The sequence below is a fragment of the Streptomyces lasiicapitis genome (genome assembly GCF_014646335.1).
Taxonomy (GTDB): domain Bacteria; phylum Actinomycetota; class Actinomycetes; order Streptomycetales; family Streptomycetaceae; genus Streptomyces; species Streptomyces lasiicapitis.
Genome location: NZ_BMNG01000014.1, coordinates 278,133 through 300,900, shown reverse-complemented (window position 1 = coordinate 300,900; position 22,768 = coordinate 278,133). Strand labels below are relative to the sequence as shown.

The window sequence follows — 22,768 nt, the reverse complement described above, 5'->3', positions numbered from 1 at the left end:
CGCGCCGCACGAGTTGGCTAGCGTGCTGCGCGGGCCGTACGTCCCCCCACCGGCGATCCCCGCCGGGCACGCGCGGCCTCCGCCGAGTCCGACGCGTTCGGAGCCGGGGACCCACCATGTTCCTGGGGTGAATCGGTCCCGTACGCAGTACGGGACGGTAGGGCAGCCTTCCGAAGTACCCGCCCGAACCCGACAGCTAACCCGGTAGGCGGTCCACGGAAGGAGTCGCCAGCTTTGGCGTCGCACCGCAAGCCGCGCAGCCGCTCAGCCCTCATACGCACGACCCCCGCCCTCGGCATCACTACGGCCGCCCTGACGTCGGTGGCACTGCTCTCGCAGAGCGCGAACGCCGCGCCGTCCGCCCCCACCGAGCCCGCGAAGCCCAGTCTCGAAGAGGTCCAGAAGAAGGTCGACGACCTCTACCACCAGGCAGGGGTGGCCACGCAGAAGTACAACTCCGCCAAGGAGCGCACCGACAAGCAGCGCAAGAAGGTCGACCGGCTCCTGGACGACGTCGCCAAGCGCACGGACGGCCTGAACGAGGCCCGGCAGGAGCTCGGCTCCTTCGCCGCCGCGCAGTACCGCACCGGAGGCGTCTCCGAGACCGCCACGATGATGCTCGCCGACGACCCGAAGAGCTTCTTCGACCAGAACCACCTCGCCGACCGGCTCACCAGCCGCCAGAAGAAGGCCGTCGACGACTACCAGACGCAGCAGGTCGCGGCGACGAAGCAGCGCGCGAAGGCCACGAAGAGCCTGAAGACGCTCGGTGATTCGCGCGACGACCTGAAGGCGAGCAAGCAGACCGTCCAGACCAAGCTGACCGAGGCACGCTCGCTCCTGTCGAAGCTGACCGCCGAGGAGAAGGCGCGGCTCGCCGCGATCGAGAAGCGGAAGGAAGAGGCCGCCAAGCGCAAGGCCGCCGAACTGGCGCGCAAGCAGGCCGAGGCGGAGCGCAAGCGGAAGGCGGAGGAGGCCGCGGAGCGGCGCGAGCGGGAACGGGAGCAGGGGCAGGACCAGGGGTCGGGGTCCGGGTCGGGCTCCGGGTCCGACACGGGTTCCGGTTCCGGCTCGGGCAGTGACACCGGCACTGGCAGCGGCACCGGCACCGGCACCGGCAGCACCGACGGCAGCTACGCCGCCAAGGCCAAGAAGGTGATCGCCTTCGCCGAGAAGCAGATGGGCAAGCCCTACGTGTGGGGCGCCACCGGGCCGGACTCCTTCGACTGCTCCGGGCTCACCCAGGCCGCATGGAAGACCGCGGGCATCTCCCTGCCGCGCACCACCTGGGACCAGGTGAAGGTCGGCACGACCGTGCCGACCTCCAGCGCCAAGCCGGGCGACCTGGTCTTCTTCTACGACGACATCAGCCACGTCGGCATCTACATAGGCGACGGCAAGATGATCCACGCCCCGAAGCCGGGCGCGAACGTCCGGGTCGAGTCGATCTACTACATGCCGATCCACAGCGTGGTGCGGCCCGCGTAATCGCTGTCTACGTAGAGACCCGCATGTCTACGTAGAGGCATGAAAATGCCCCGCACGCGCGCGTGCGGGGCATTTCCTGTCAGCGGACCACGGTCACGTCCAGAGCACCGCGATGAAGATGTTCGCCGTCGTGAGACCGCCGACCGCCCCGAACATCCCCTTGTCGACCTTCTCCTCGTCCCGCTTCACGTACACGAGCGCGAGGATCACGATCAGCAGCGCCAGCTTGATGCCGATCTTGAGGTTGTTGACCGTGTTGTCGTCGGCCTGGTTGAGGCCGACCAGCACCACCCCGGTGACCAGCATGGTCAGCGCCCCGTGCAGCATCGCGGGGCCGAACCGGGCCGTGCCCTCGCCCATCGCCTTCATCTGGGTCAGGAAGCCACCCAGGAGCGAGGCGATGCCGATGATGTGCAGGCCGACGAAGAGATGGATGAGTACGTCCATGGGGCGGAGCCTAATTCCCGTCCCGCGGGCGCGGCCGGGCGGGTCTGGCGGGGCGGCGCCCGAGAGCCGTATCACCCCTCACCGGCAGGCGGGCCACAAACGCCACATCGGTCACCCGGGCCGCGAAACCGGTCACCGGGGCCGGGTCGGGGCGCTCGTATCCGTTCAGTCCTCGCCGTGCATGCGTCGTTAGCGCACATCGGGTCACGAACCGGTGACGGTGAGGTTTAGCGTCCTCGCCAGGTGACCGGCTCCCCACCGTCGTCCGGACCAGGGACGGCAGTCGGCCACCTCCGCCGAGAAAGTCCGGCGGTGTCCCGCTCCCCCTGTGCGGGCGCCGCCGGACCGGCCACCAGGAAGGACGTGGAGCCTCCGTGGCAGCGCACCGCAAGCCCAAACAGCGCTCGCTCAGTGGCCATACGGCCCGTACGGCCGCCACTCTCGCCCTCGCGTCGGCCGCCACCGCGACCGCCTTCGAAGGCACCGGACACGCGGACCCGAAGCTCAGCCCCAGCGAGGTGAAGGCCAAGGTCGACGAGCTCTACCGCGAGGCCGAGGTCGCCACCGAGAAGTACAACGGCGCCAAGGAGAAGGCCGACGGGGCCGAGCGGGCCCTCGGCGACCTGCGCGACGAAGCCGCTCGCCGGACGGACCGGCTCAACTCCGCCCGTCAGGGCCTGGGTTCCCTGGCCACTGCCCAGTACCGCACGGGCGCCATCGACCCGTCCGTCCAGCTCGCCCTCTCCTCCGACCCGGACGAGTTCCTCGACCGGGCCAGCCGCGCCGACCGCGCGGGCCACCGCCAGGCGGCCACCGTCAGCGACGTACAGAAGCAGCTCCGCGGCCTCGACCAGCTCCACACCGAAGCCGACGACACCCTCGCTGACCTCAAGTCCCGCCAGGCGGACCTGCGGAAGCACAAGAAGACCGTGACCGGCAAGCTCGGCGAGGCCAAGCGGCTGCTCTCCCGGCTGACCGCCGAGGAGCGCGCCCGAGCGGCCGCCGACGACGGGCGGGGCGGAGCGGGTGACGGCACCGACAGCACCGACAGGGCTGCACGGGCCGCCTCACGCCCTCCCGCGTCCGGCGCCACCAAAGCCCCCAACTCCCGCGCCTCCGCGGCCGTCTCGTACGCCTACAAGGCGCTCGGCAGCCCCTACGTGTGGGGCGCCACGGGCCCCAACGCCTTCGACTGCTCCGGCCTCACCCAGGCCGCGTACCGCGCCGCGGGCGTCTCCCTGCCGCGCACGACCTACGCCCAGATCGACACCGGCCGACGCGTCTCGCGCAGCGAACTCCAGCCGGGCGACCTGGTGTTCTTCTACTCCGGCATCAGCCACGTCGGTATCTACGTCGGCGACGGCCAGATGATCCACGCCCCCAACCCGAGCGCGCCGGTGCGGCTCGCCCCCATCAGCCAGATGCCGTTCGCGGGGGCGGCGCGGGTGGCGTGAGACGCGCCTGCGGCGGGCCGCGGCCCTGGAAGCTTGGGCTTCTGGTGGTTCGGCTTCAGGCGGGCCGCCGCACCGACGCGTCAGACCAGGCGCCGCGCCGTCGCCCACCGCGTCAGCTCGTGCCGGTTCGACAGCTGGAGCTTCCGCAGGACCGCCGACACATGCGACTCGACCGTCTTCACGGAGATGTAGAGCTGCTTGGCGATCTCCTTGTACGCGTACCCGCGCGCGATGAGCCGCAGCACCTCGCGCTCGCGCTGCGTCAGGCGGTCCATGTCCTCGTCGACCGGTGCCGCGTCCGTCGACGCGAAGGCGTCTAGGACGAAGCCGGCGAGCCGCGGCGAGAACACCGCGTCGCCCTCCTGGACCCGGAAGATCGAGTCCACCAGGTCGGTGCCGGTGATCGTCTTGGTGACATAGCCGCGGGCGCCGCCCCGGATGACGCCGATGACGTCCTCCGCCGCGTCCGACACCGACAGCGCGAGGAACCGCACCGGGTTCTCCGCGTCCGCCATCAACGGCGCGCACCGGCGCAGCACTTCGACTCCACCGCCGCCCGGCAGGTGTACGTCGAGCAGCACCACCTCGGGGCGCGTCGCCGTGATGACCGTGACCGCCTGGTCGACATCCGCGGCCTCGCCGACCACCTCGACGCCCGTGCGCTCCGTCTGGCCGATCTCCGCCTGCACGCCGGTGCGGAACATCCGGTGGTCGTCGACGAGGACGACCCGCACGCGGCGCCCGACCGGGGCACCGCCCGCCGGACCGCCCGGCTCGGCGTCGGCCCCTTCGGCCCCGCTGGTCCCGTCGATCCCGACGGCCCCACTAGCCCCACTGACCCCGCTCGTCCCGGCAGCCCCACCGGTCCCGACAGCCGGGTTCGCGGCCCCCGTCGTCCCGGTCGGCTCCACGGGCCCGCCCGCCTCGGTCGCGTCGCTCATGTCGCCGCCGTCCTCTCCATCTCCAGCTCGACTTCCGTGCCGCCGCCCGGCACCGCGCGCAACCGCGCCGTACCGCCGTTGCGCTGCATGCGGCCGATGATCGATTCTCGTACGCCCATGCGGTCGTCCGGCACGGAGTCCAGATCGAAGCCCGGGCCGCGGTCCCGCACGGACACGAACACCGTCTCCCCCTCGACCTCGGCGAAGACCTGCACCGCGCCGCCCTCGCCACCGTACTTGGCGGCGTTCACCATCGCTTCCCGCGCGGCCTGCATCTGTGCCGTCAGTCTCTCGTCGAGCGGGCAGTCGCCGACGACGACCACCTCGATCGGTACCCCGTGCTTGTCCTCGACCTCCGCCGCGTTGTGCCGGACCGCCTCGGCGAGGGTGTCGGGCTCCTCCGCCTCGTCCTTGCCGGTGCCCTCCGGTTTGTAGAGCCACGCGCGCAGGTCGCGCTCCTGGGCGCGGGCGAGGCGGCGCACCTCGCCCGCGCTGTCCGCGTTGCGCTGGATCAGCGTGAGGGTGTGCAGCACCGAGTCGTGCACGTGCGCGGCGACCTCCGCGCGCTCCTGGGCGCGGATGCGCATCAGCCGCTCCTCGGAGAGGTCCTGCGTCATCCGCACCAGATAGGGGCCCGCGAGCAGGGCGATGCCGACCAGGACGGCGAGCGCCGCCTGGAGCGCCGCCCCGAGGTCGGAGGCGGAGCCGCGCAGGACGAAGATGCCGGACACGCCGACGCCGACGAGGAGCACGCCGGCCCCGGTGCGGGCGATCGTCAGTGTGCGCCGTCTGCGGCCGACCTCCATCCAGCGGGCCCTGCGGGCGTTGTCCGCCTGGCGCCAGACGAGGGCGACACCGGCGGCGACGAACAGGGTCGGCCAGAGATACGCCTGCGTGGGCCCGCCCAGGTCCACACTGCCGACGAAGACCATGGCGACGACGACCATCGCGAGCAGCGCGACGATCTGGCCCTTGTCCGGCTTGCGGGCGACCAGCTTGCGGCGGCCGTCCGGCGCCGTCTCCGTGGTCACCACGGCCTGCCGCTGGGCCTGGGCGCCGACGCCGCCGACGCCGAGCGGGACGAAGAACCAGAACGCCGCGTACAGCAGCCCGCCGAGGCCGTTCGCCAGGAACAGGCCGATGAAGATGACCCGGACCCAGATGACGGGCAGCCCGAGGTGCCCCGCAAGGCCGCGCGCGACCCCGCCGAGCAGGCGGCCCTCACCGCTGCGATAGAGCTTTCGCAGCGGCCGCTCGTCTTCGATGGGTACGGCTGCGACTTCCGGCATGTGTCCGATGTTCACACGCGGGCGCGGACGGGGGCATCAGGGTCGAGCCCCGAGACTCCCCTGATCTCTGCCCGGCCGCCGGCCCCGGGAGTGGTCAGGGGCGATTCCTCCGGGATGGTCGGGGGCGATTTCAGGGTCGGGCCAGGGTTGTCCCGACTGCCATGGCCCGCCCTCGGCAGTCACCATGGAGTCATGACAGATCAGCAGCCCGCGCCGGGCCCGCCGGCCCCGCCGCGCGACCATCTGTCCGCCGCGGCCGCAGAGCCGGGCGGGCCGGAGGCCGTGCGCGAGCGCAAGTTCCGCCGCGACCGCCGGCACCGCAAGCTCGGCGGCGTGTGCGCGGGTCTGGGACGCCAGTGCGACATGGACCCGGTGATCTTCCGCATCGGCCTGGCGGTGCTGGCGATCACAAGCGGCCTCGGCTTGGTGTTCTACGGCTTCGCGTGGCTGTTCATTCCGTATGACGACGAGGAGGAGAACGAGGCGCGGCGGCTGCTGACGGGCCGAGTCGACGGTCACGCGCTGACGGCCGTGCTGTTCGCGCTCGTGGGCTGCGGTGTGTTCCTGACCCTGCTGAACAACAGCAGCGCGCTGACCTTCGCGGCCGTCCTGGCCCTGCTGCTCGCGGGCGCGGGGTATTGGTCGCAGCAGCGCGGGGACCCCGACCCCGACCCGGTGGCGGCCCAGGCCGTGGCGGACGCGCCGCCCGAGGCCATGGCGCCGCCCGTGGCCGGCGGCCCTTCCTGGTGGCGCGACCCCCTGAAGGGCCCGCACGACGGAGTGCCGAAGTACTTCTGGGGTCCGGACCCGATCGCGGTGGAGTATCAGCCGGACGCGCCGCACTTCCCCGCGGGACGGCGGGGGCCGGCCTCAGGCCCGCCCGGCCCGCGCGGACCGCGCTGGATCGGCGGCTGGGTGTTCCTCGCGGCCGTGCTCGCGGGCTGCCTCGGCTCGACCCTCACCTGGGAGGACCAGCCGCTGGGCACGAGCCTGCAGACCGGCTTCGCCTGCGCCCTTGGCGTGCTCGGCCTCGGCATCGCGATCAGCTCCTTCCTCGGGCGCACGGGCGCGGGCTCGATCATCCTCGCGGTGATCGTCGCCGCCCTGGTCGCATGCTCCGCCGCGCTGCCGAAGACGATCACCTCGGACTGGATACGCACGGACTGGCGCCCGGCGGCAGCGGCGGACGTCCGTCCGGGATACGAGCTGGGGACAGGCGTGGGCACGCTGGACCTGAGCCGGATCGACCTGCGCAAGGACCAGACGCTGAGCACGCGGGCCGAAGTGGGCGCGGGCCGCCTGAAAGTGATCGTGCCGCGGGACGCCGAGGTGAAGCTGCGGGCGGAAGTGGGCATCGGCGACATCCAGTTGCCGAGTGACACCAGCCAGGACGTGGACATCGCCCCGGACAAGAAGAAGACGACGACTCTCGCCCCGCCCAAGGGCACGAAGGACGGCGGCACGGTCGACTTGCGACTGGAAGTCGGCATCGGACAGGTGGAGGTGGCACGTGCTGCGTCATGAGTTCCAGCCCGGCAGGCTGATCGCGGGCCTCTTCCTGGCCCTGGCCGGCCTGGTGTACGCGGGCGACGCGGGCGGACTGTGGGACACCCCTTGGTTCGTGATCATCCCGATGGTGATGGGAGGCCTGGGCATAGCGGGCGCTACGGCGACCGTGGCCCACAGCAGACGCGCGGCCCGCGGACCGCGGGCCGGACGCGGGAGCCTCGCGGGGAGCCCGGACGACCCGGGGGCCCACTAGCCGGGGCGGCTCGGCCGGGCCTGTGCGCGGCGGGACGACCTAGCCCAGGCCGAGCCCGCCTCCTCTGCGCCGCTCCGCGAGCCACGCGTCGACGGAGAGGTAGGAGGCTCCGGCGAGGATCAGGGGGATCCAGGCCATCAGGTACGGGAGGTCGTTGCCGTAGTAGTACGGCTCCTCGTGCCAGCTCATGGTCAGCCAGAGGCTGAGGGAGATGAGGGCGCCGCCGAGCGCGGCGATGCGGGCGAACAGGCCGATCAAGATGCCGATGCCGACGGCCAGTTCGCCGAGGGCGATGGCGTAGCCGAAGCCGACGGGGCTCTTCAGGGCGAGGTCGACGAGGTCGGGGAAGGCCGCGAGATCGCGTACGCCGCGCATCGTCTCGCCGATCGAGCCGGTGCCGCTCTCCTTCATGAAGGCGCTGTCGGTGATCTTGTCCAGGCCCGCGTAGATGAAAGTGACGCCGAGGAAGATCCTCAGCGGGAGCAGGGCGTAGCGAGTGGCGTTGTCGCGCCAGTCGTTCCGTCTGCCATAGCTGGTGTGGCTGTCCGAGCGCATGCCATGAGCCATCGCTGTCCGCCGCCTCTCCCGCGCCTCGGCCGTTGACCCGTCAACTGACGATACGTACGAGAGGAGGCCGCTGCTCAGTGGCGTGCGGCGGTTTCCTCGGCATCTTCCCGGAAGCCACCACGAGGTGCGGGGTTCCGGGCCACACAGGAGGGGGACGTGCATGCGTCCATTCGGAGCGGTGCGGGAGGCCGTGCGGCGCGCGGTGGCGGTGCGATGGGTCGGTCAGTCGGTGACGTCGATCGTGCAGCGGTTGGTCTCGGCGCCCGCCGCGGTGATCACTTGGACTTCGACGCGGCCGGGCTCGACGTCGACGGGTACGGGGACGGTGAGGACGGCGTCCGTCGGGTTGGTGAAGCCGCCGGGGACGGGCACGAGGGGCACGTGGACGTGGACGGTGCCGATGCGGACGGCCATCTTGGCCAGGCGGTCGGCGTTGCCCGCGCCGGGCGGGACGAAGCCGGCGCCGCGGATCTCGATGTCGTCGCCGGTGCGGATCGGCGCGTCCAGGTCGCCGGCCTCGCGGGAGCGGACGACGGAGAGGATGACGGGCCGGCCGCCTTCGGCGTACTTGCCGGCCAGGTATGTCGCGGCGGACACGAGCACAAGGAGCGCGAGGCCCCACGGCAGGTCGGGCAACTGCTCGGGGCGGCGGGCGAGGCGGACGCCGACGAAGACCACGGCGACGGCGCTGACGAGGACGTACTGGACGTCGGCGAAGTGGCCGCGGCCCGCGTCGTCGGTGAGCAGGTCGGCGGCGCGCGGCCGGTCGGCGCGCACCTTCTGGAGCCGCTGGGCGAGGACGCGCAGGCCGACGACACGGCGTACGAGCACGGCGACGCCGCAGGCGACGGCGAGGACGGTCACCAGGGCCGCGGCCTGGGAGAGCCGGAGGCCGTCGACGAGGTCCTCGCGGGCGTCGTGGCCGGTGGCCGCGGCGAGTTCGCCCGCGAGGACGAGCACGGCGAAGACGACGAACAGCACCCAGCAGGCGGCCACGGCGCGCGAGGTGGAGAGCCGGTTGTCCTCGCCGATGACCGGGGCGAGGACGCCGCCGCGGGCGCGGTGCAGGTACGCGGCGCCGCTCAGGAGGGCGGCCACGACGAACGCGGCGAGCAGTCCGGCCGTGCGTGCGGCGGTCCAGCCCGTGCCGATGGCGGTGAGCGCCTGGACGAGCAGGAGCACGACGACGGCGGCCCAGACGACGGCGAGGGTGCGCGGCCAGAGCCGGCCGAGCCAGGCCTCGCCCTCGGCGCGGCTGCGGTCGGCGACGGCCCGCGCGGACTGGGTCAGTTCGTCCGACACCCACTGGCGGGAGGCGCCCGCCGAGTGGACGACGGCCGCGGGCACGCCGCGCCCGGCCGCGTACTCGTCGCGCTTGGCGACGAATTCGGCCACGGCGCGGCGGTGTCCCTCGCGCGCCCCGTGCGGGCAGTCGCCGCACGTGCAGCCACCTCCGTGCGCCCCCTGCCTGGCTTCCTGGACCGCCACCGCGTACGCCGCCTTCCCCACCCTTGACCGAGGCCACCGCGGGACGCGCGTCCGGATCTGCGTTCGGTTGCGCGGCCGTGAACTTCCTTGCGGTGTCTGGGAATTGTGCCGCACGGACGCCTGTGCGTGCTCCGCGGGTCAGGTCAGCGCGGGTGGTCCGGTGGTGCGCAGGTTGACGCGGCGCGCGCGTGGGCACGCGCGTGCGGTGAATGAGGCGGGCGGGACGGGTGAGGGAAGTGCGGAAAGAGCGGGACGCGGCGGGATGTCAGGTCAAGAAGTCGGGTTCGCTGCGGCTGATGTCCTGCCACAGCGACTGGTAGTTGATCCAGGCCACGAGGTCGCTGCCGAGCTGTTCGCGGGTGCCGACGGCTTCCTTGTGCCCGATGAGGACGGGGCGGCCGGCGGCGCGGGCGGCGAGCTGGACCTGGCAGGAGCGTTCCATGGAGATGAACCACCAGGCGGCGGCGTCGACGGAGCCGCCGAGGGTGAGCAGCCCGTGGTTGCGCAGGATGAGGGCCTTGTGGTCGCCGAGCCCGGCGGCGACGAGACGGCCTTCCTCGGCGTCGACGGTGACGCCGGTGTAGCCGTCGTACAGGGCGTGGCTCTCGTAGAAGGCGCAGGACTCCTGGGTGATCGGGTCGAGGAGTTCGCCGAGCGCGGCCAGGGCGCGGCCGTGCGTGGAGTGGCAGTGGGCGACGGCGACGGCGTCGGGGCGGGCCCGGTGGATCTGGGCGTGGACGGTGAAGGCCGCCTGGTTGACGTGGTGGCGGCCCTCGACGACCTGGCCGTCCCCGTTGGCGAGCACGAGGTCGCCGACGGTGATGTGCTTGAAGGGCATGCCGAACGGGTTCACCCAGAAGCAGTCGTCGTACTCGGGGTCGCGCGCGGTGATGTGCCCCGAGACGCCGTCCTCGTAGCCGAGGCGTCCGAAGATCCGCAGGGCACCGGCGAGCCGCTCCTTGCGGTGGCGCCGCTCGTCCTCCGGCGTCTCGTGCACCGGCGGCATCGCGAACTGCAACCGCTCGACGGGTATCGGTGTGGGCGCCTGCATGTGTCCTCCATCCCTGGTCGTACGGAGCGGAAGTTACCGCCGGTCAGCGCAGGACAACAGGGGTCTCCTGTGAAGGGAGTCTGGAGCCGGGCCGGGAGGGCGGCACGGGAAGGGGGCGGGCGACGGCGGGAGAATCGAGGGCGGCGCGCGAATGGGGACAGTACGTGTCGGGTTTGGGCGGGAGACTCGGCGTATGACGTTCAACTGGGCGGCCTTCGCGGCCGCGGAGCCCGAGCTGGCGGCGACGGTCGAGGACCGCTTCGGTCAGTTCACGCACCACATTCTGGCGACACTGCGCAAAGACGGGTCGCCGCGCACGACGGGGCTCGAAGTGCGTTTCCTGAACGGGGAGTTGTGGCTCGGGATGATGCCGAACTCGTTGAAGGCGCTGGATCTGCGGCGCGATCCGCGGTTCGCGCTGCAGGCGAATCCGGGGGCGGGCACGGAGATGGCGGGCGGCGACGTACGGATCGCGGGGCGGGCGGTCGAGGTGCGGGACCCGGAGACGGTCGCGCTGTACGTGGGCGAGGTCAAGCCGCCGGACCCGACGGCGTTCCACCTGTTCCGTACGGAACTGACGGAGGTCGTACGGACGTACATCGAGGAGGAGAAGTACCTGGCGGTGCAGCTCTGGAGGCCGGGGCGGCCGCTGAAGAAGACCAGGCGGACGTGAGAGCGCCGGTGCCGCCGCCCGGATCGGGGGCGGCGGCACCGGCGTTCAGGCCGAGAAGGCCGAGGAAGCCTGCGGGGCCGTGGGGACTACTCCCACTCGATGGTGCCCGGCGGCTTGCTCGTGACGTCGAGGACGACGCGGTTGACGTCGGCGACCTCGTTGGTGATGCGGGTCGAGATCTTCGCGAGGACCTCGTACGGCAGGCGGGACCAGTCGGCCGTCATGGCGTCCTCGGAGGAGACCGGGCGCAGCACGATCGGGTGGCCGTAGGTGCGGCCGTCGCCCTGGACGCCGACGGAGCGGACGTCGGCGAGGAGCACGACGGGGCACTGCCAGATCTCGCGGTCGAGGCCGGCCGCGGTCAGCTCCTCGCGGGCGATGGCGTCGGCCTCGCGCAGCAGGTCGAGGCGGTCGCGGGTGACCTCGCCGACGATGCGGATGCCGAGGCCGGGGCCCGGGAAGGGCTGGCGCTGGACGATCTCGTCGGGCAGGCCGAGCTCCTGGCCGACCATGCGCACCTCGTCCTTGAAGAGCTTGCGCAGCGGCTCGATGAGCTGGAACTCGAGGTCTTCGGGGAGGCCGCCCACGTTGTGGTGCGACTTGATGTTGGCGGTGCCGGTGCCGCCACCGGACTCGACCACGTCGGGGTAGAGGGTGCCCTGGACGAGGAACTCGACGGGCTGGTCCCCGGGCGCCTCCGCGACGATCTCGGCCTGGGCCTGCTCGAAGACGCGGATGAACTCGCGGCCGATGATCTTCCGCTTCTCCTCGGGGTCGGAGACCCCGGCGAGCGCGGCGAGGAACCGCTCCTGGGCGTCGACGACCTTGAGCTGGACGCCGGTCGCGGCGACGAAGTCCTTCTCGACCTGCTCGGTCTCGCCCTTGCGCATCAGGCCGTGGTCCACGTACACGCAGGTGAGCTGGGAGCCGATGGCCTTCTGGACGAGGGCCGCGGCGACCGCGGAGTCGACGCCGCCGGACAGGCCGCAGATGGCGCGCTTGGTGCCGACCTGGGCCTGGATCGCGGTGACCTGCTCGTCGATGACGTTGCCGGTGGTCCAGGACGGGGTCAGGCCCGCGCCGCGGTACAGGAAGTGCTCCAGGACCTGCTGGCCGTGCGTGGAGTGCATGACCTCGGGGTGGTACTGCACGCCGTACAGCTTCTTCTCGTCGTTCTCGAAGGCCGCGACCGGGACGACGTCCGTGGACGCCGTGACGGTGAAGCCCTCGGGGGCGGCGCTGCAGGCGTCGCCGTGCGACATCCACACGGACTGCTCGTCCGGGGTGCCCTCGAAGAGCGTGGAGCCGGACTTCGACACATGCAGGGGCGTGCGGCCGTACTCCCGCGCGCCGTTGTCGTCGACGGTGCCGCCGAGGGAGGTCGCCATCAGCTGGAAGCCGTAGCACATGCCGAAGACGGGGACGCCGGCCTCGAAGAGGGCGCGGTCCACCGACGGGGCGTGCTCCGCGTAGACCGAGGACGGGCCGCCGGAGAGGATGATCGCCGCGGGGTTCTTGGCGAGCATCTCGGAGACCGGCATGGTGCTCGGCACGATCTCGCTGTAGACCCGGGCCTCGCGGACGCGGCGGGCGATGAGCTGGGCGTACTGCGCTCCGAAGTCGACGACCAGGACGGTGTCGGGGGCGGCGGGCGGCGCTACTGGCACGGTTTGCCTTCCGGCGGTGAGCAAGGGGTGTGTGCTGCCGATTCTAACGGGGGGTGGGGCGGGGGTGCCCGCGGTGGTTCTTTCGCCCTCGACGGGCCGGGGGGCGGCTGGCGTACACTCCCCCCATGCGTTCGCACTCGACCTTCGTCTTTACCTATGGCATCCGGCTCGCCGGCTGCCATGGTCGAGCTGCTTGACGTAAAGCCAAGCGACTTCCCAGGCGCCCCGGGCCACACGGCCCGGGGCGTTCTGTCGTTTCCGGGCCACCGTCGCCCCGGGGCACCGCCGACCGCCACCGGATCAAGGAGCCCCACCATGAGTGCCACCACGACGCCCGCCACCCCGACGACCCCGACCGCGACGACCCCGACCTCCCCGACGGAGAAGACCGGCGCCCGCACCCCCGAGGCCGCCGAGCTGATCGGCGGTGCCCGTGAGCGCATCGACGCGCTCGACGACCGGATCATCGGCCTCGTCCAGGAACGGATGGCCGTCTCCGCGGTCATCCAGGAGGCCCGCATCGGCTCGGGCGGGCGGCGCGTGAACCTCTCCCGCGAGATGGAGGTTCTCGGCCACTACAGGGACGCCCTCGGCAAGCCCGGCACGCAGCTCGCCATGACGCTCCTTGAGCTGTGCCGGGGCCGCGTCTGAGCACCGCCGCAGCAGGAGGCCGAGCTCGGGGGACGCCCCGGGGAAGACTCCGGGACACCCCGGAAATGTCCCGGAAAACACGGAACCGCTGCGCCACGGACCTGAGTTCGGATCTCCTCTCACCCGTACGGCGCGTGACCGGATCCGGACGGTCTTCGTTGGTCCCGGTGTCCGTGCCAGCCAGGGGCGGTCCGCAAGAACCACGCGTGGCTCCGCTGGAGCGATGAGGCGTACGCAGCACGTGTGCGCCGTGGGACCTCGCTCCAGAGAAGTGACCGGACGGCAGGGGACAGCAGCCCGGTCACCCAGGGAACGGCCGGCTCCGGGGACGCCCGGGGCCGACCGGCCCTCGCCCCCTTCACCTCCTGTTTCCCCGCCCATGTCCCCCGCCGTTCCAAGATGTCGTCGAAACGGTTGCGCGGAGAACCGGCCATCCTCCACGATGCGTAGAGGGGACGGGGTTCGGGCACCGCTCTCCACAACTTGATTGCCAATGGTCTACACCAGCCGCGCGCCCCTTGCGCGCCGGGTAGGCCACCGGCTCACACGACCAGCGCGGCGCCCTCCCCCCGGCGCCGCCCCGAGGCACCGACGCTGCCCTGACGTCGGTGCTGACAGCCAAGGGCCCCGCGGATCCGTCCCGCGGGGCCCTTCGCTCTGTCGCGCGCTACTTCATCTTGCCGAGCTGCGCGTCGATGAGCACCGGCGGGACCTTGGGCGCGTCGTCCGCCTTGTCCGGGCCCGGAGCGTCCAGGCCCCCGGAGTCCCGGCTCTCCTCGTCGCCGGCCACGCCCGCCGGGTCGTAGAAGTTCGTCGCGGCGAAGGACAGGAGGGTCGAGCCGTCGCGCACGACGACGACGGTGCGGCGCTTCACGTACTCGTCCTGCCGGCTGCCCAGTTTGTACGCCACCGACTCGTCGCCCTTGTCGGGCGCGGGCAGGGGCGCGACGCCGCTGTAGCGCATGTTGCCCGCGCGGAACGTGTCGCACCGCTTCGACTTGGCCGCCGCGCGCAGCTCCTTGAGGGCCTTGCGGGCGGCGCCGGAGTCGGCGTACGCGAACAGTTCGATGTCCGTGGAGGCGCTGTCGCGGTTGCTCTTGGTCGCCGCCGTGCGGCCGAGGTGGGCCTTCGCCCCGGGCGGGATGGCGGCGGCGAGCATGTCCGAGAGCGGGCGGCAGGCGGCCGGGTTCGCCGGGGCGCCGTCCGACGCGGCCTCCAGCTTCGACTGCTCCTTGGCGAGGACGTCGTAGTCGTAACGGTCGAGGTCACCCTTGGCCAGGGCCGATGCCGTCAGCTTCTTCGCGGCCGGGGACTCGCCACCGGAGCCGTCGGAGGCACCGGAACCACCGGAGCCCCCGGAACCCCCAGAGCCACCCGCCTCCGAGCCGCCGCCCCCAGAAGCCCCGCCCCCCGGCCCCTTCGGCTTCGCCTGCGACGTCGACGACTTGCCGCCGTCACGGCCCCCGTCGCCTCCGTCACCGTCGCCACCACTGCTGCACGCGGCGGTCAGACCCAGAGCGGCCGCGACCGACACGGCCACCACGACACGCGACACAGACTTCACGTTCCCCCACTTTCCTCGCGTGCCCCGCGCACATCACGCCGCGCACACGCCTCGCACGTCCATGCGGAGTCACCCGCACCCCTTCTACGACTGAAGATCGCCGTCCGCGGTTCCCTCGCGGCGTACTCCGTGGGTCCCTTCGCGGCGTACAGAGGCACCGAAACCCCACCCCACACCCCACCGGCAGCCGCCGAACCTCACAGCCACGGCCAGAACCGGTAGGGACTCAGGAGCGCGATCGCAAGGATCATGCAGCCGCCCACGATCAGCACGCTCCGCACCTGCCGCCACCGCTGCGACCGCTCGGACCGCCGCGGCCCCGTGGGCGCCGAGCGCCACTCGTCGGGGCGCCAGGGCTGCGCGGACTCCTCCTTGCGCCTGCGCCGCTTGCGGCCGACGGTGCCCTCGGCCTGCTGCCGGGCCGCCTCCTCGTCCAGGCGGCGCAGGCGCTCGGCGACCATGCGCGCCCGCGCGGACGGCTCCTTCGGCGCGGAAGCCCGGATGTCCCGCTCGCTGTCCTCCTCGAACCTGCGCCACACCTCGTCGGGTATGGACGCCCCGTCGTCGGGTTCGCGCTCGGGCTCCTGCGGCGACTGCACGGACACTGTTCCCCCCAGAACCGTCGAATGGATCCGCGGAACCGTTGAATGGATCCGCTTCATCTCGTCATCTCGCTTGCAAACGGGGGAAGTTCTACGACACCCCACCGCGCCCGCACAAGCCGGACCCCTTCGCGACCCCCGAACATGTGACCCAAACCACATAAAGTTTCTGTGAGTCCTGGGACAACCATTCCCTGGTGACGCAGGTCATCCATGCGTAACAACGGCCACTTCCGCGCCTGTCGCGGAGGCCTCCACCTCCGTACCGCGCGGCGCGCGGTGCGCCGGACTCTCTGAGGTCTTCATGAAGCTTCGCCGTGCTCTGGCCGCCGCGGCCGCGACGGCAGCGATCGCCCCGCTCGCGCTGCTCTCCGCCCCGGCCGCGTTCGCAACTGGGGACGCGAACACCACGCCGTCCGCGAGCACGACCGAGACTCCGCCGGTGGAGACGCCCGGCCCGGAGGACCCCGCGAAGCCGGGCGACGACACGAAGCCCGAGGACCCCGCCAAGCCCGGCGACGACACCAAGCCCGGCGAGGGCGAGAAGCCCGGCGACGACACCAAGCCGGACGACCCCGCGAAGCCGGGCGACGACAAGCCCGGTGACGACGAGAAGCCCGAGGACCCGGCCAAGCCCGGCGGCGACACCAAGCCCGGTGACGACGACACCGAGCCCGGCGGCGACGAGGGCACCAAGCCCGAGGACGAGACCACCCCCACGGACGAGCCCACCGAGTGCCCGGCCGACGAGGACACCGGCGAGGACGCCGAGAACAAGCTGGAGCTCGAACTCTCCGGCCTGCCCGGCAAGATCGTCGCGGGCAGCGGCTGGCACGAGTTCACGCTGACCGCGGCCAACCCGAGCGACGAGGACCTCGGCGAGGTCGAGTGGCTCGCCGCCGTGGACAACTTCTCGCAGAGCGAGGACGAGAAGGACTGGCTGAGCACCTACGCGCGGATCCAGTTCTACGACCCCGAGGCCAAGGGCTGGAAGTCGATCGTCGACGAGGTCGAGAGCGGCGTCTCGTTCGGCAAGACCACGCTCAATGCCCAGGAGCAGGTCGAGATCAAGCTGCGCCTGAACATCAGCGCGAAGGCCCCGGCGGGCGACGGCTACGCGCTCGGCCTCGGCGGCTACCTCGACTCCGAGCTGAACTGCGTGCACAACGCGTTCGCGTTCTTCGACTTCACCGTCCTGAAGGCCGGCAGCGACAACGAGAACCCCGGTGAGGCCAAGCCGCGGCCGGGCACGGTCGAGCCGCCCGTCCTCGACGACAAGAAGCCGCAGGGCGCCCCCGCCAAGCAGGTCAAGACGGTCCCGGACACCGCGGAGATCCCGCCGACCGGCAACCTCGCCGAGACCGGCTCCAGCTCCATGCTGCCGACCATCGGCATCGTCGGCGGCATCGCCGTCGTCGCGGGCGGAGGCGCGGTGTACGTCGTGCGTCGCCGCTCCCACTCGGACGCCGCCGCCTAGGCGCCGTCCCCCAGAACGCGGAGGACCTGCACTCGGAGGGGGGTGCAGGTCCTTTCGCGTACGTGGCTCCGTACGCCGCCGACGTCTCCGTACGCTGCCTGATCCTCCGTACGCCGCCTACTTCTTCGGCGGGACCGTCGGCACCGCCACGAACGGCAGCCGCAGCGCGCCGAAGGCATCGGCCGGGACCGTCGGAGACTTCGGCTCGACCGGCGCTATCCGCGCGTACGCGGCGCCCTGGGCCGGACGCGGGTCCGTGTCGCCCTTGTTGGGCCAGAACGACATGGCGCGCTCGGCCTGCGCGGTGATCGTGAGCGAGGGGTTCACGCCGAGGTTCGCGGAGACCGCGGCGCCGTCGACGACGGAGATGCCGGGGTGGCCGTACAGCCGGTGATAGGCGTCGATGACGCCGGTGACGGCGCTGTCGCCGATGGGGCAGCCGCCGAGGAAGTGCGCGGTGAGCGGGGTGCCCATCAGCTCGCCGACGTTCGAGCCGGGGAAGCCGTTGATCTCCTCGGCGATGATCGTCGCGGCCCGGGTGGCCTCCGGGATCTGACCGGGGTTGGGCGCGCCGTGGCCCTGGCGGGCGGTCAGCAGGCCCTTGCCGACGCCCTTCTCCTTGCGGTACGTGGTCAGCGAGTTGTCGAGGGTCTGCATGACCAGGCCGATGATGGTGCGCTCCGACCAGCGGTAGTTGGACAGCGAGCGGACCGTCAGGAGCGGGTGGCGGGCGGTGTTGGCGAGCCAGCCGGCGACGCGAGCCTTGCCGCCCTTCATGGTGTACGGGACCTGGAGCAGCGTCATGCCGCCCATCGCGTTGGACTTCTTGCCGTAGCGGACGGGCTCGATGTGGGTCGTGTCGTTGGGGTGGATGGACGAGGTGATGGCCACGCCCTTGGTGAAGTCGACCTTGCCGTCGGTGCCGAGGAGGCCGCCGCCGTGCTGCTTGCGGTAGCGGCGGTCGGTGGTCTGGGCGCCCACCAGGGCCTCGGAGTTGGTGCGGGTCAGCTCGCCGAGGCGCCCGGAGACGCGGGGCAGCAGATGGCTGTCCTTCATGCGGTGCAGCAGCGTCTGGGTGCCGTAGGTGCCGGCGGCGAGGACGACGCGGCGGGCGCGGAAGGTGCGGCCCCTGCCCTTGCGCTTGTTGTCGGTGGGCAGCGTGCCGACGGCGTAGCCGCCGCGCGAGTCCTCGGTGAGGGCGACGACGGACGTCATCGGGTGGATGACGGCGCCGGCCTTCTCCGCGAGGTACAGGTAGTTCTCGTTGAGCGTGTTCTTCGCGCCGTGGCGGCAGCCCGTCATGCACTCGCCGCACTCGGTGCAGGCGCGGCGCGCGGGTCCGGCGCCGCCGAAGTAGGGGTCGGGAACTTCCGCGCCGGGCCCGGCCGTTGAATCACCGGTGGCGTCCCGACCGTCACCGAAGAAGACGCCGACCGGCGCCATGTGGAAGCTGTCGCCCGCCCCCATGGCCTGAGCGGCGGCCTTGAGATGGACGTCCGAGGGGGTGGTCGTGGGGTTGAGCCGCACGCCGAGCATGCGCTTGGCCTGCTCGTAGTACGGACGCAGCTCGTCCTGCCAGTCCGTGATGTCCTTCCACTGCGGATCGTTGAAGAACGCCGCAGGCGGTACGTAGAGCGTGTTCGCGTAGTTCAGCGATCCGCCGCCCACGCCCGCGCCCGCCAGGACCATCACGTTGCCGAGCAGGTGGATGCGCTGGATGCCGTAGAGGCCGAGCGCCGGTGCCCACAGGTAGTTCTTGATGTCCCAGGAGTTCTTGGGCAGTTGCGCGCGCGTGAAGCGGCGGCCCGCCTCCAGGACGCCTACGCGGTAGCCCTTCTCCGTGAGCCGCAGCGCGGAGACGGAGCCGCCGAAGCCGGAGCCTATGACGATGACGTCGTAGTCGTACCCGTCGTCGTCGCGGTCGCCGCCCCGGTTTTGGGCAGAGCTCTCCTGTGACATCGACTCTCCTCGTCGAGAACGGTTCCGCTGGGCCGGAACGGCGCGGCCGGCGGAGGCGAAGGGGCTGGACGGTGGCTGGAAGCGGCTAGCGCAAGCGCAACGCCTTCATGACCTTCAGGCTCGTCGTCATGAACGCCGCGTGCTGCTCGTCGGTCATGCCGAAGGACGGCGCAAGGGGGATGAGCCGCTGGTGGGCGACGGTCTGCGCCTCGGTGTACTTGAGGATGCCCTCGGAGCCGTGGCGGCGGCCGAGGCCAGAGTCCTTCATGCCGCCCATCGGCGACTGCACGCTGCCGTAGGCGGGCGCGAAGCCCTCGTTGACGTTGACGGTGCCGGTGCGGAGGCGGGCGGCGAGGGCGCGGCCGCGCCTGCCGTCCTTCGTCCAGACCGAGGAATTCAGACCGTAGGAGGTGGAGTTGGCGAGTTCGACGGCCTCGTTCTCGTCGGTGAAGCGGTAGATCGAGACGACCGGGCCGAAGGTCTCCTCGTTGCACACCGCCATCGGCGACTCGACGCCGTCCAGGATGGTGGGCTCGTAGAAGTAGGGGCCGATGTCGGGCCGGGCCGTGCCGCCCGCGACCAGCGTGGCGCCCTTGGCGACGGCCTCGTCGACGTGCCGCTTGGTGGTCTCGAACTGCCGCTCGCCGACGAGCGAGCCCATCTCGGCGCCGTACGCGAGCGAACGCCCGAGCCGCATCGCCCTGGTCTTCGCGGCGAACCGCTCGACGAAGGCGTCCGCGACGGCCTCGTGAACGTACAACCGCTCGATGGAGATGCACAGTTGACCGGCGGACGAGAAGCAGGCGCGGACCGCGCCCGCGGCGGCCTTCTCCACGTCGGCGTCGTGCAGGACCAGCATGGCGTTCTTGCCGCCGAGTTCGAGCGAGACGCCGACGAGGCGGGCGGCGGCGCCGGCGGCGACCTCGCGGCCGGTGCGGGTGGAGCCGGTGAAGGAGACGTAGTCGGCGTGCTTGACGATCTCGGGGCCGATGACCGGGCCCTCGCCGAGGACGACCTGGAAGACCTCGGCGGGCAGGCCCGCCTCGATGATCAGGTCCCGGGCCCAGAGCGCCGTCAGGGCGGTCTCGGTGTCGGGCTTCATGACCAGCGCGTTGCCCGCGACGAGGGCGGGCAGGGCGTCGCCGATGGACAGTTCGAGGGGGTAGTTCCAGGGGGCGATCTGGCCGACGACACCGCGCGGCTGGCGCAGTTCGGTGACCTTGGTGAGGGTCGGTACGACGCCCGTGTGGCGCTTGGGGTTCAGATAGGCGCCGGCGCGGCGGCCGTAGTGGCGGGCCGCGACGGTGACGGCCTGGACCTCCTCGTGCGCGTGCAGGCGCGCCTTGCCGGTCTCCAGCTGGATGAGGTCGAGGACCTCGGCCTGGCGCTGGAGCACGAGGTCGTGGAAGCGCAGCAGCACGGCGGCGCGTTGGCGCACCGGCGTGCGCGCCCACGGGACCTGCGCCGCGCGCGCCCGCTCGAAGGCGGTCGCCACGTCCTCGGGCGTGGACTCCGGCAGATCGGCCAGCTTCTCGCCGGTGAACGGCGTGTGGTTGGCCGTCCGGCCCGAGCCGATCACCTCACGGGTGAGCTGGGCGACCAGCTCCGGCGTGACCACGTCCGCGGCGGTCCGTACGCCGCTGGGGGCCGGGGCGACCGGGTTCGTACCGAGGGGCTTGGCGGGGGCCAGCGAGTCCGTCATGGACGTGAGCGTATGCCTGAGCGGACGCTTTGGGTACCCATGGGTAACGAGCTTTCACCGACCACGCACAGGTGGCCGGGGGCAGCTTCGGTCCCTGCCAGTGCTTGCTGGCGACAAAGGTGCTGATCAGGGCGTTCCTGGTCGGCCCCCGCCGCCTGGCTCACGGCTTGGCGATCTCCAAGTTGTCGATCGCCGTCTTCGCGACCTCACGCCCGCGCTCGGTGAAGTCGCTCTTGACCGGGTAGTCGATCCACAGCTTGTACATGTCGCCGGACTTGGTCTTGTAGTAGAAGACCTTGGCCTCGCGCGGGAAGCGGACCTCGGACTCCTTGTTCGTGTACGGGATCACGTTCTCGGCGGACTGCCTGCCCTTGTAATCGCCCTGCGTCGTCGACTTCTTGCCGGGGCCCAACTCGTCCGGGCTGAACGCGCCCACCGAGCCTCCGCCCTCCAGCGTCTTCACGTCCTCGTACGCCTCGGCCATCGACGTACCGGCGATGTAGTTCAGGTCGTCCTCGGACTTCTTGGTGAGGTCCAGGGTGATGGAGAGGGCGCCGCTCGTGTCGGTGTACGTGACCCAGTGCTCCTTGGGCGTGCTGGGATCCGAAGCGGTCTTCTCGTACCCCTCCGGCACCGAAAGCGTCGCCCCCAGCGTCTTCTCCTCGCGCTGCTTCCAGCCCTCCGTGTCCGACGAGCCGCCGAACGGGTCCACGGCGAGCACCACCCCCGCGGCCACCGCCGCGACGACCACGACGCCGACGGCCACCAGCGCCTTGGGGCCGAGGAACACGCCCCTGCCCCGGTCCGGGGCAGGCGCCGGACCGCCCGCCGCGAACCCGGCGGTCACGAGCTGGGTGGCCGGAAGCTGCGGAGGCTGCGGCGGCTTGAGGGCGTCGTCGAGGAGCGCGCGGACCCGGGCCGCGTTCGGGCGGTGCGCGGGGTCCTTGTGCAGCAGGCCGTTGATGGCGTCGGCGAGCGGGCCCTGCGCGGACGCGGGCGCGGCGGGCGTCGCGTTGAGGACGGACTGGAGCGTCGCGGGCGTGTTGTTGCGGCGGAACGGGGACACGCCCTCCGTCGCCGCGTAAAGCACCACGCCGAGCGACCACAGGTCGGAGGCAGGTCCGGGCCGCTGCCCGAGCACCCGCTCCGGCGCGATGAACTCGGGCGAGCCGACGAAGCCGCCGGTGTCCGTCAGATTCGTCTCGCCCTCGATCTGGGCGATGCCGAAGTCGGTGAGGACCACGCGGTCGTGCTGGCCGAGCATCACGTTGTCCGGCTTCACGTCGCGGTGCAGGACGCCCGCCGCGTGCGCGGCCTCAAGCGCGCCGAGCACCTCGATGCCGACCCGGGCCGCGTCGCGCACGCCGAGCGTGCCCTCGTCCCGCAGCGCCGCGCCGAGCGAGCGGCCCCGCACGAACTCCATCACGATCCACGGCTGGCCGTCCTCGACGACGACGTCGTGGACGTTGACCACGGCCGGGTGGTCGAGCCGGGCGGCCGCGCGCGCCTCGCGGCGCATCCGCTCGAAGGCGTTGGCGCGTTCGCGCTCCGGCAGATGGTCCGGGACGCGCGGCTCCTTGACGGCGACCTCGCGGTCCACCGTCTCGTCCTTGGCCCGCCACACCGTGCCCATGCCGCCGTGGCCGAGCTTCGACAGGAGCCGGTAGCGCCCGCCGATCAGCCGCCCCGAGCCGGGTTCGGCCTGCGTGACCTGGGTGGGCGAGGGCGGCTGCTGGGCCGCGTGGGACGGCTGCGCGGGCTGGGACGGTTGGTTCGGCTGATTCGGCTGATTCGGTACGGCGTGTGCGGACTGCTGCGCGTACGGATTGGGGTACGGCGCGCCGCCACCCTGCTGCGGGGGCTGCGGAGGCTGCAGGCCGTAGCTGGTGGTCTCGTTCGGGCCGTAGGAGGCTCCCCCGTCATTACTCATGCCCCCATGAGTACCGTGCGCGGCCCCCCGGGTTCCAGCCAGGGTGCCCAGTTGTG

Annotated in this window: 19 protein-coding genes and 1 riboswitch; of the genes, 7 read left to right on the top strand and 12 right to left on the bottom strand. The window is 71.8% G+C overall.

The features are described from left to right. Window positions 1-70 precede the first annotated feature (70 nt). A riboswitch (cyclic di-AMP (ydaO/yuaA leader) is annotated at window positions 71-226 on the top strand. Between the two features lie 8 nt (window positions 227-234). After that, complete coding sequence (locus IEY91_RS30280; RefSeq protein WP_189176374.1) at window positions 235-1,488, top strand: C40 family peptidase; 1,254 nt, start codon at window positions 235-237, stop codon at window positions 1,486-1,488. 93 nt (window positions 1,489-1,581) lie between these two features. On the opposite strand, the gene IEY91_RS30275 is transcribed toward IEY91_RS30280, so the two are convergent. Continuing rightward, window positions 1,582-1,935: a hypothetical protein gene (locus tag IEY91_RS30275; protein ID WP_164321587.1), complete on the bottom strand. Its 354-nt coding sequence runs from the start codon at window positions 1,933-1,935 to the stop codon at window positions 1,582-1,584. Between the two features lie 374 nt (window positions 1,936-2,309). Between IEY91_RS30275 and IEY91_RS30270 the strand changes: the two genes are divergently transcribed. Further along, window positions 2,310-3,389, top strand: a complete 1,080-nt coding sequence (locus IEY91_RS30270; RefSeq protein WP_189176373.1) for a C40 family peptidase — start codon at window positions 2,310-2,312, stop codon at window positions 3,387-3,389. An 80-nt stretch (window positions 3,390-3,469) separates the two neighbouring features. Here the strand turns inward: IEY91_RS30270 and IEY91_RS30265 are convergent, their stop codons facing one another. Both IEY91_RS30265 and IEY91_RS30260 read right to left on the bottom strand, forming a co-directional pair. Continuing rightward, window positions 3,470-4,330 (bottom strand): LuxR C-terminal-related transcriptional regulator, encoded by an 861-nt coding sequence (locus IEY91_RS30265; protein WP_275579247.1) that lies wholly within the window; start codon window positions 4,328-4,330, stop codon window positions 3,470-3,472. After that, window positions 4,327-5,619, bottom strand: a complete 1,293-nt coding sequence (locus IEY91_RS30260; protein ID WP_189176372.1) for an ATP-binding protein — start codon at window positions 5,617-5,619, stop codon at window positions 4,327-4,329. The genes IEY91_RS30265 and IEY91_RS30260 overlap by 4 nt, the downstream gene beginning before the upstream one ends. 192 nt (window positions 5,620-5,811) lie before the next feature. On the opposite strand from IEY91_RS30260, the gene IEY91_RS30255 reads away from it, so the two are divergent. Together IEY91_RS30255 and IEY91_RS30250 are read left to right on the top strand one after the other, a co-directional pair. Next, entirely contained in the window at window positions 5,812-7,143 is a 1,332-nt protein-coding gene (locus IEY91_RS30255) for a PspC domain-containing protein (RefSeq protein WP_189176371.1), read from the top strand. Further along, window positions 7,130-7,381: a hypothetical protein gene (locus tag IEY91_RS30250; RefSeq protein WP_189176370.1), complete on the top strand. Its 252-nt coding sequence runs from the start codon at window positions 7,130-7,132 to the stop codon at window positions 7,379-7,381. Before IEY91_RS30255 ends, IEY91_RS30250 begins: the two co-directional genes overlap by 14 nt. Before the next feature lie 39 nt (window positions 7,382-7,420). On the opposite strand, the gene IEY91_RS30245 is transcribed toward IEY91_RS30250, so the two are convergent. From IEY91_RS30245 to IEY91_RS30235, 3 genes are all read right to left on the bottom strand, one after another. Further along, a complete protein-coding gene (locus tag IEY91_RS30245; protein WP_164321596.1) occupies window positions 7,421-7,948 on the bottom strand; it encodes a DoxX family protein in 528 nt (175 codons plus the stop codon). A 222-nt stretch (window positions 7,949-8,170) separates the two neighbouring features. After that, window positions 8,171-9,436 (bottom strand): hypothetical protein, encoded by a 1,266-nt coding sequence (locus tag IEY91_RS30240; protein ID WP_164321598.1) that lies wholly within the window; start codon window positions 9,434-9,436, stop codon window positions 8,171-8,173. A gap of 265 nt (window positions 9,437-9,701) precedes the next feature. After that, complete coding sequence (locus tag IEY91_RS30235; RefSeq protein ID WP_189176369.1) at window positions 9,702-10,487, bottom strand: class II aldolase/adducin family protein; 786 nt, start codon at window positions 10,485-10,487, stop codon at window positions 9,702-9,704. Between the two features lie 193 nt (window positions 10,488-10,680). On the opposite strand from IEY91_RS30235, the gene IEY91_RS30230 reads away from it, so the two are divergent. Further along, window positions 10,681-11,160, top strand: coding sequence for a pyridoxamine 5'-phosphate oxidase family protein (locus IEY91_RS30230; RefSeq protein ID WP_189176368.1), 480 nt, complete (start codon window positions 10,681-10,683; stop codon window positions 11,158-11,160). Window positions 11,161-11,246: 86 nt separating this feature from the next. Here the strand turns inward: IEY91_RS30230 and guaA are convergent, their stop codons facing one another. Further along, on the bottom strand, window positions 11,247-12,827 hold the full coding sequence (gene guaA / locus IEY91_RS30225; RefSeq protein WP_164321604.1) for a glutamine-hydrolyzing GMP synthase: 1,581 nt from the start codon (window positions 12,825-12,827) through the stop codon (window positions 11,247-11,249). 315 nt (window positions 12,828-13,142) lie between these two features. Between guaA and IEY91_RS30220 the strand changes: the two genes are divergently transcribed. Continuing rightward, window positions 13,143-13,478 carry a chorismate mutase gene (locus tag IEY91_RS30220; protein WP_189176367.1) on the top strand — a complete coding sequence of 112 codons (336 nt, stop codon included), beginning with the start codon at window positions 13,143-13,145 and terminating at the stop codon, window positions 13,476-13,478. A 667-nt stretch (window positions 13,479-14,145) separates the two neighbouring features. Here IEY91_RS30220 and IEY91_RS30215 read toward each other — a convergent pair. After that, window positions 14,146-15,042, bottom strand: coding sequence for a hypothetical protein (locus IEY91_RS30215; RefSeq protein WP_189176366.1), 897 nt, complete (start codon window positions 15,040-15,042; stop codon window positions 14,146-14,148). A gap of 197 nt (window positions 15,043-15,239) precedes the next feature. Then, a complete protein-coding gene (locus IEY91_RS30210) occupies window positions 15,240-15,641 on the bottom strand; it encodes a hypothetical protein (RefSeq protein WP_164321608.1) in 402 nt (133 codons plus the stop codon). A 307-nt stretch (window positions 15,642-15,948) separates the two neighbouring features. On the opposite strand from IEY91_RS30210, the gene IEY91_RS30205 reads away from it, so the two are divergent. After that, window positions 15,949-17,121, top strand: a complete 1,173-nt coding sequence (locus IEY91_RS30205; protein ID WP_229697302.1) for an LAETG motif-containing sortase-dependent surface protein — start codon at window positions 15,949-15,951, stop codon at window positions 17,119-17,121. Window positions 17,122-17,238: 117 nt separating this feature from the next. Here the strand turns inward: IEY91_RS30205 and IEY91_RS30200 are convergent, their stop codons facing one another. The 3 genes from IEY91_RS30200 to IEY91_RS30190 all read right to left on the bottom strand — a co-directional run bounded on the left by IEY91_RS30200 (window position 17,239) and on the right by IEY91_RS30190 (window position 22,712). Continuing rightward, window positions 17,239-19,080 carry a GMC family oxidoreductase N-terminal domain-containing protein gene (locus IEY91_RS30200; RefSeq protein ID WP_189176365.1) on the bottom strand — a complete coding sequence of 614 codons (1,842 nt, stop codon included), beginning with the start codon at window positions 19,078-19,080 and terminating at the stop codon, window positions 17,239-17,241. 85 nt (window positions 19,081-19,165) lie between these two features. Next, on the bottom strand, window positions 19,166-20,782 hold the full coding sequence (locus IEY91_RS30195; protein ID WP_164321612.1) for a succinic semialdehyde dehydrogenase: 1,617 nt from the start codon (window positions 20,780-20,782) through the stop codon (window positions 19,166-19,168). 160 nt (window positions 20,783-20,942) lie between these two features. Continuing rightward, a complete protein-coding gene (locus tag IEY91_RS30190) occupies window positions 20,943-22,712 on the bottom strand; it encodes a serine/threonine-protein kinase (RefSeq protein ID WP_189176364.1) in 1,770 nt (589 codons plus the stop codon). Window positions 22,713-22,768: the final 56 nt, after the last annotated feature.

Excerpts from the sequence above, each read along its gene's own strand:
- IEY91_RS30220 (WP_189176367.1), top strand. The coding sequence starts at position 13,143 with ATGAGTGCCACCACGACGCCCGCCACCCCGACGACCCCGACCGCGACG.
- IEY91_RS30200 (WP_189176365.1), bottom strand. The coding sequence starts at position 19,080 with ATGTCACAGGAGAGCTCTGCCCAAAACCGGGGCGGCGACCGCGACGAC.
- IEY91_RS30265 (WP_275579247.1), bottom strand. The coding sequence starts at position 4,330 with ATGAGCGACGCGACCGAGGCGGGCGGGCCCGTGGAGCCGACCGGGACG.
- IEY91_RS30205 (WP_229697302.1), top strand. The coding sequence starts at position 15,949 with ATGAAGCTTCGCCGTGCTCTGGCCGCCGCGGCCGCGACGGCAGCGATC.
- IEY91_RS30255 (WP_189176371.1), top strand. The coding sequence starts at position 5,812 with ATGACAGATCAGCAGCCCGCGCCGGGCCCGCCGGCCCCGCCGCGCGAC.
- IEY91_RS30230 (WP_189176368.1), top strand. The coding sequence starts at position 10,681 with ATGACGTTCAACTGGGCGGCCTTCGCGGCCGCGGAGCCCGAGCTGGCG.
- IEY91_RS30235 (WP_189176369.1), bottom strand. The coding sequence starts at position 10,487 with ATGCAGGCGCCCACACCGATACCCGTCGAGCGGTTGCAGTTCGCGATG.
- IEY91_RS30190 (WP_189176364.1), bottom strand. The coding sequence starts at position 22,712 with ATGAGTAATGACGGGGGAGCCTCCTACGGCCCGAACGAGACCACCAGC.
- IEY91_RS30260 (WP_189176372.1), bottom strand. The coding sequence starts at position 5,619 with ATGCCGGAAGTCGCAGCCGTACCCATCGAAGACGAGCGGCCGCTGCGA.
- IEY91_RS30195 (WP_164321612.1), bottom strand. The coding sequence starts at position 20,782 with ATGACGGACTCGCTGGCCCCCGCCAAGCCCCTCGGTACGAACCCGGTC.
- IEY91_RS30245 (WP_164321596.1), bottom strand. The coding sequence starts at position 7,948 with ATGGCTCATGGCATGCGCTCGGACAGCCACACCAGCTATGGCAGACGG.
- IEY91_RS30275 (WP_164321587.1), bottom strand. The coding sequence starts at position 1,935 with ATGGACGTACTCATCCATCTCTTCGTCGGCCTGCACATCATCGGCATC.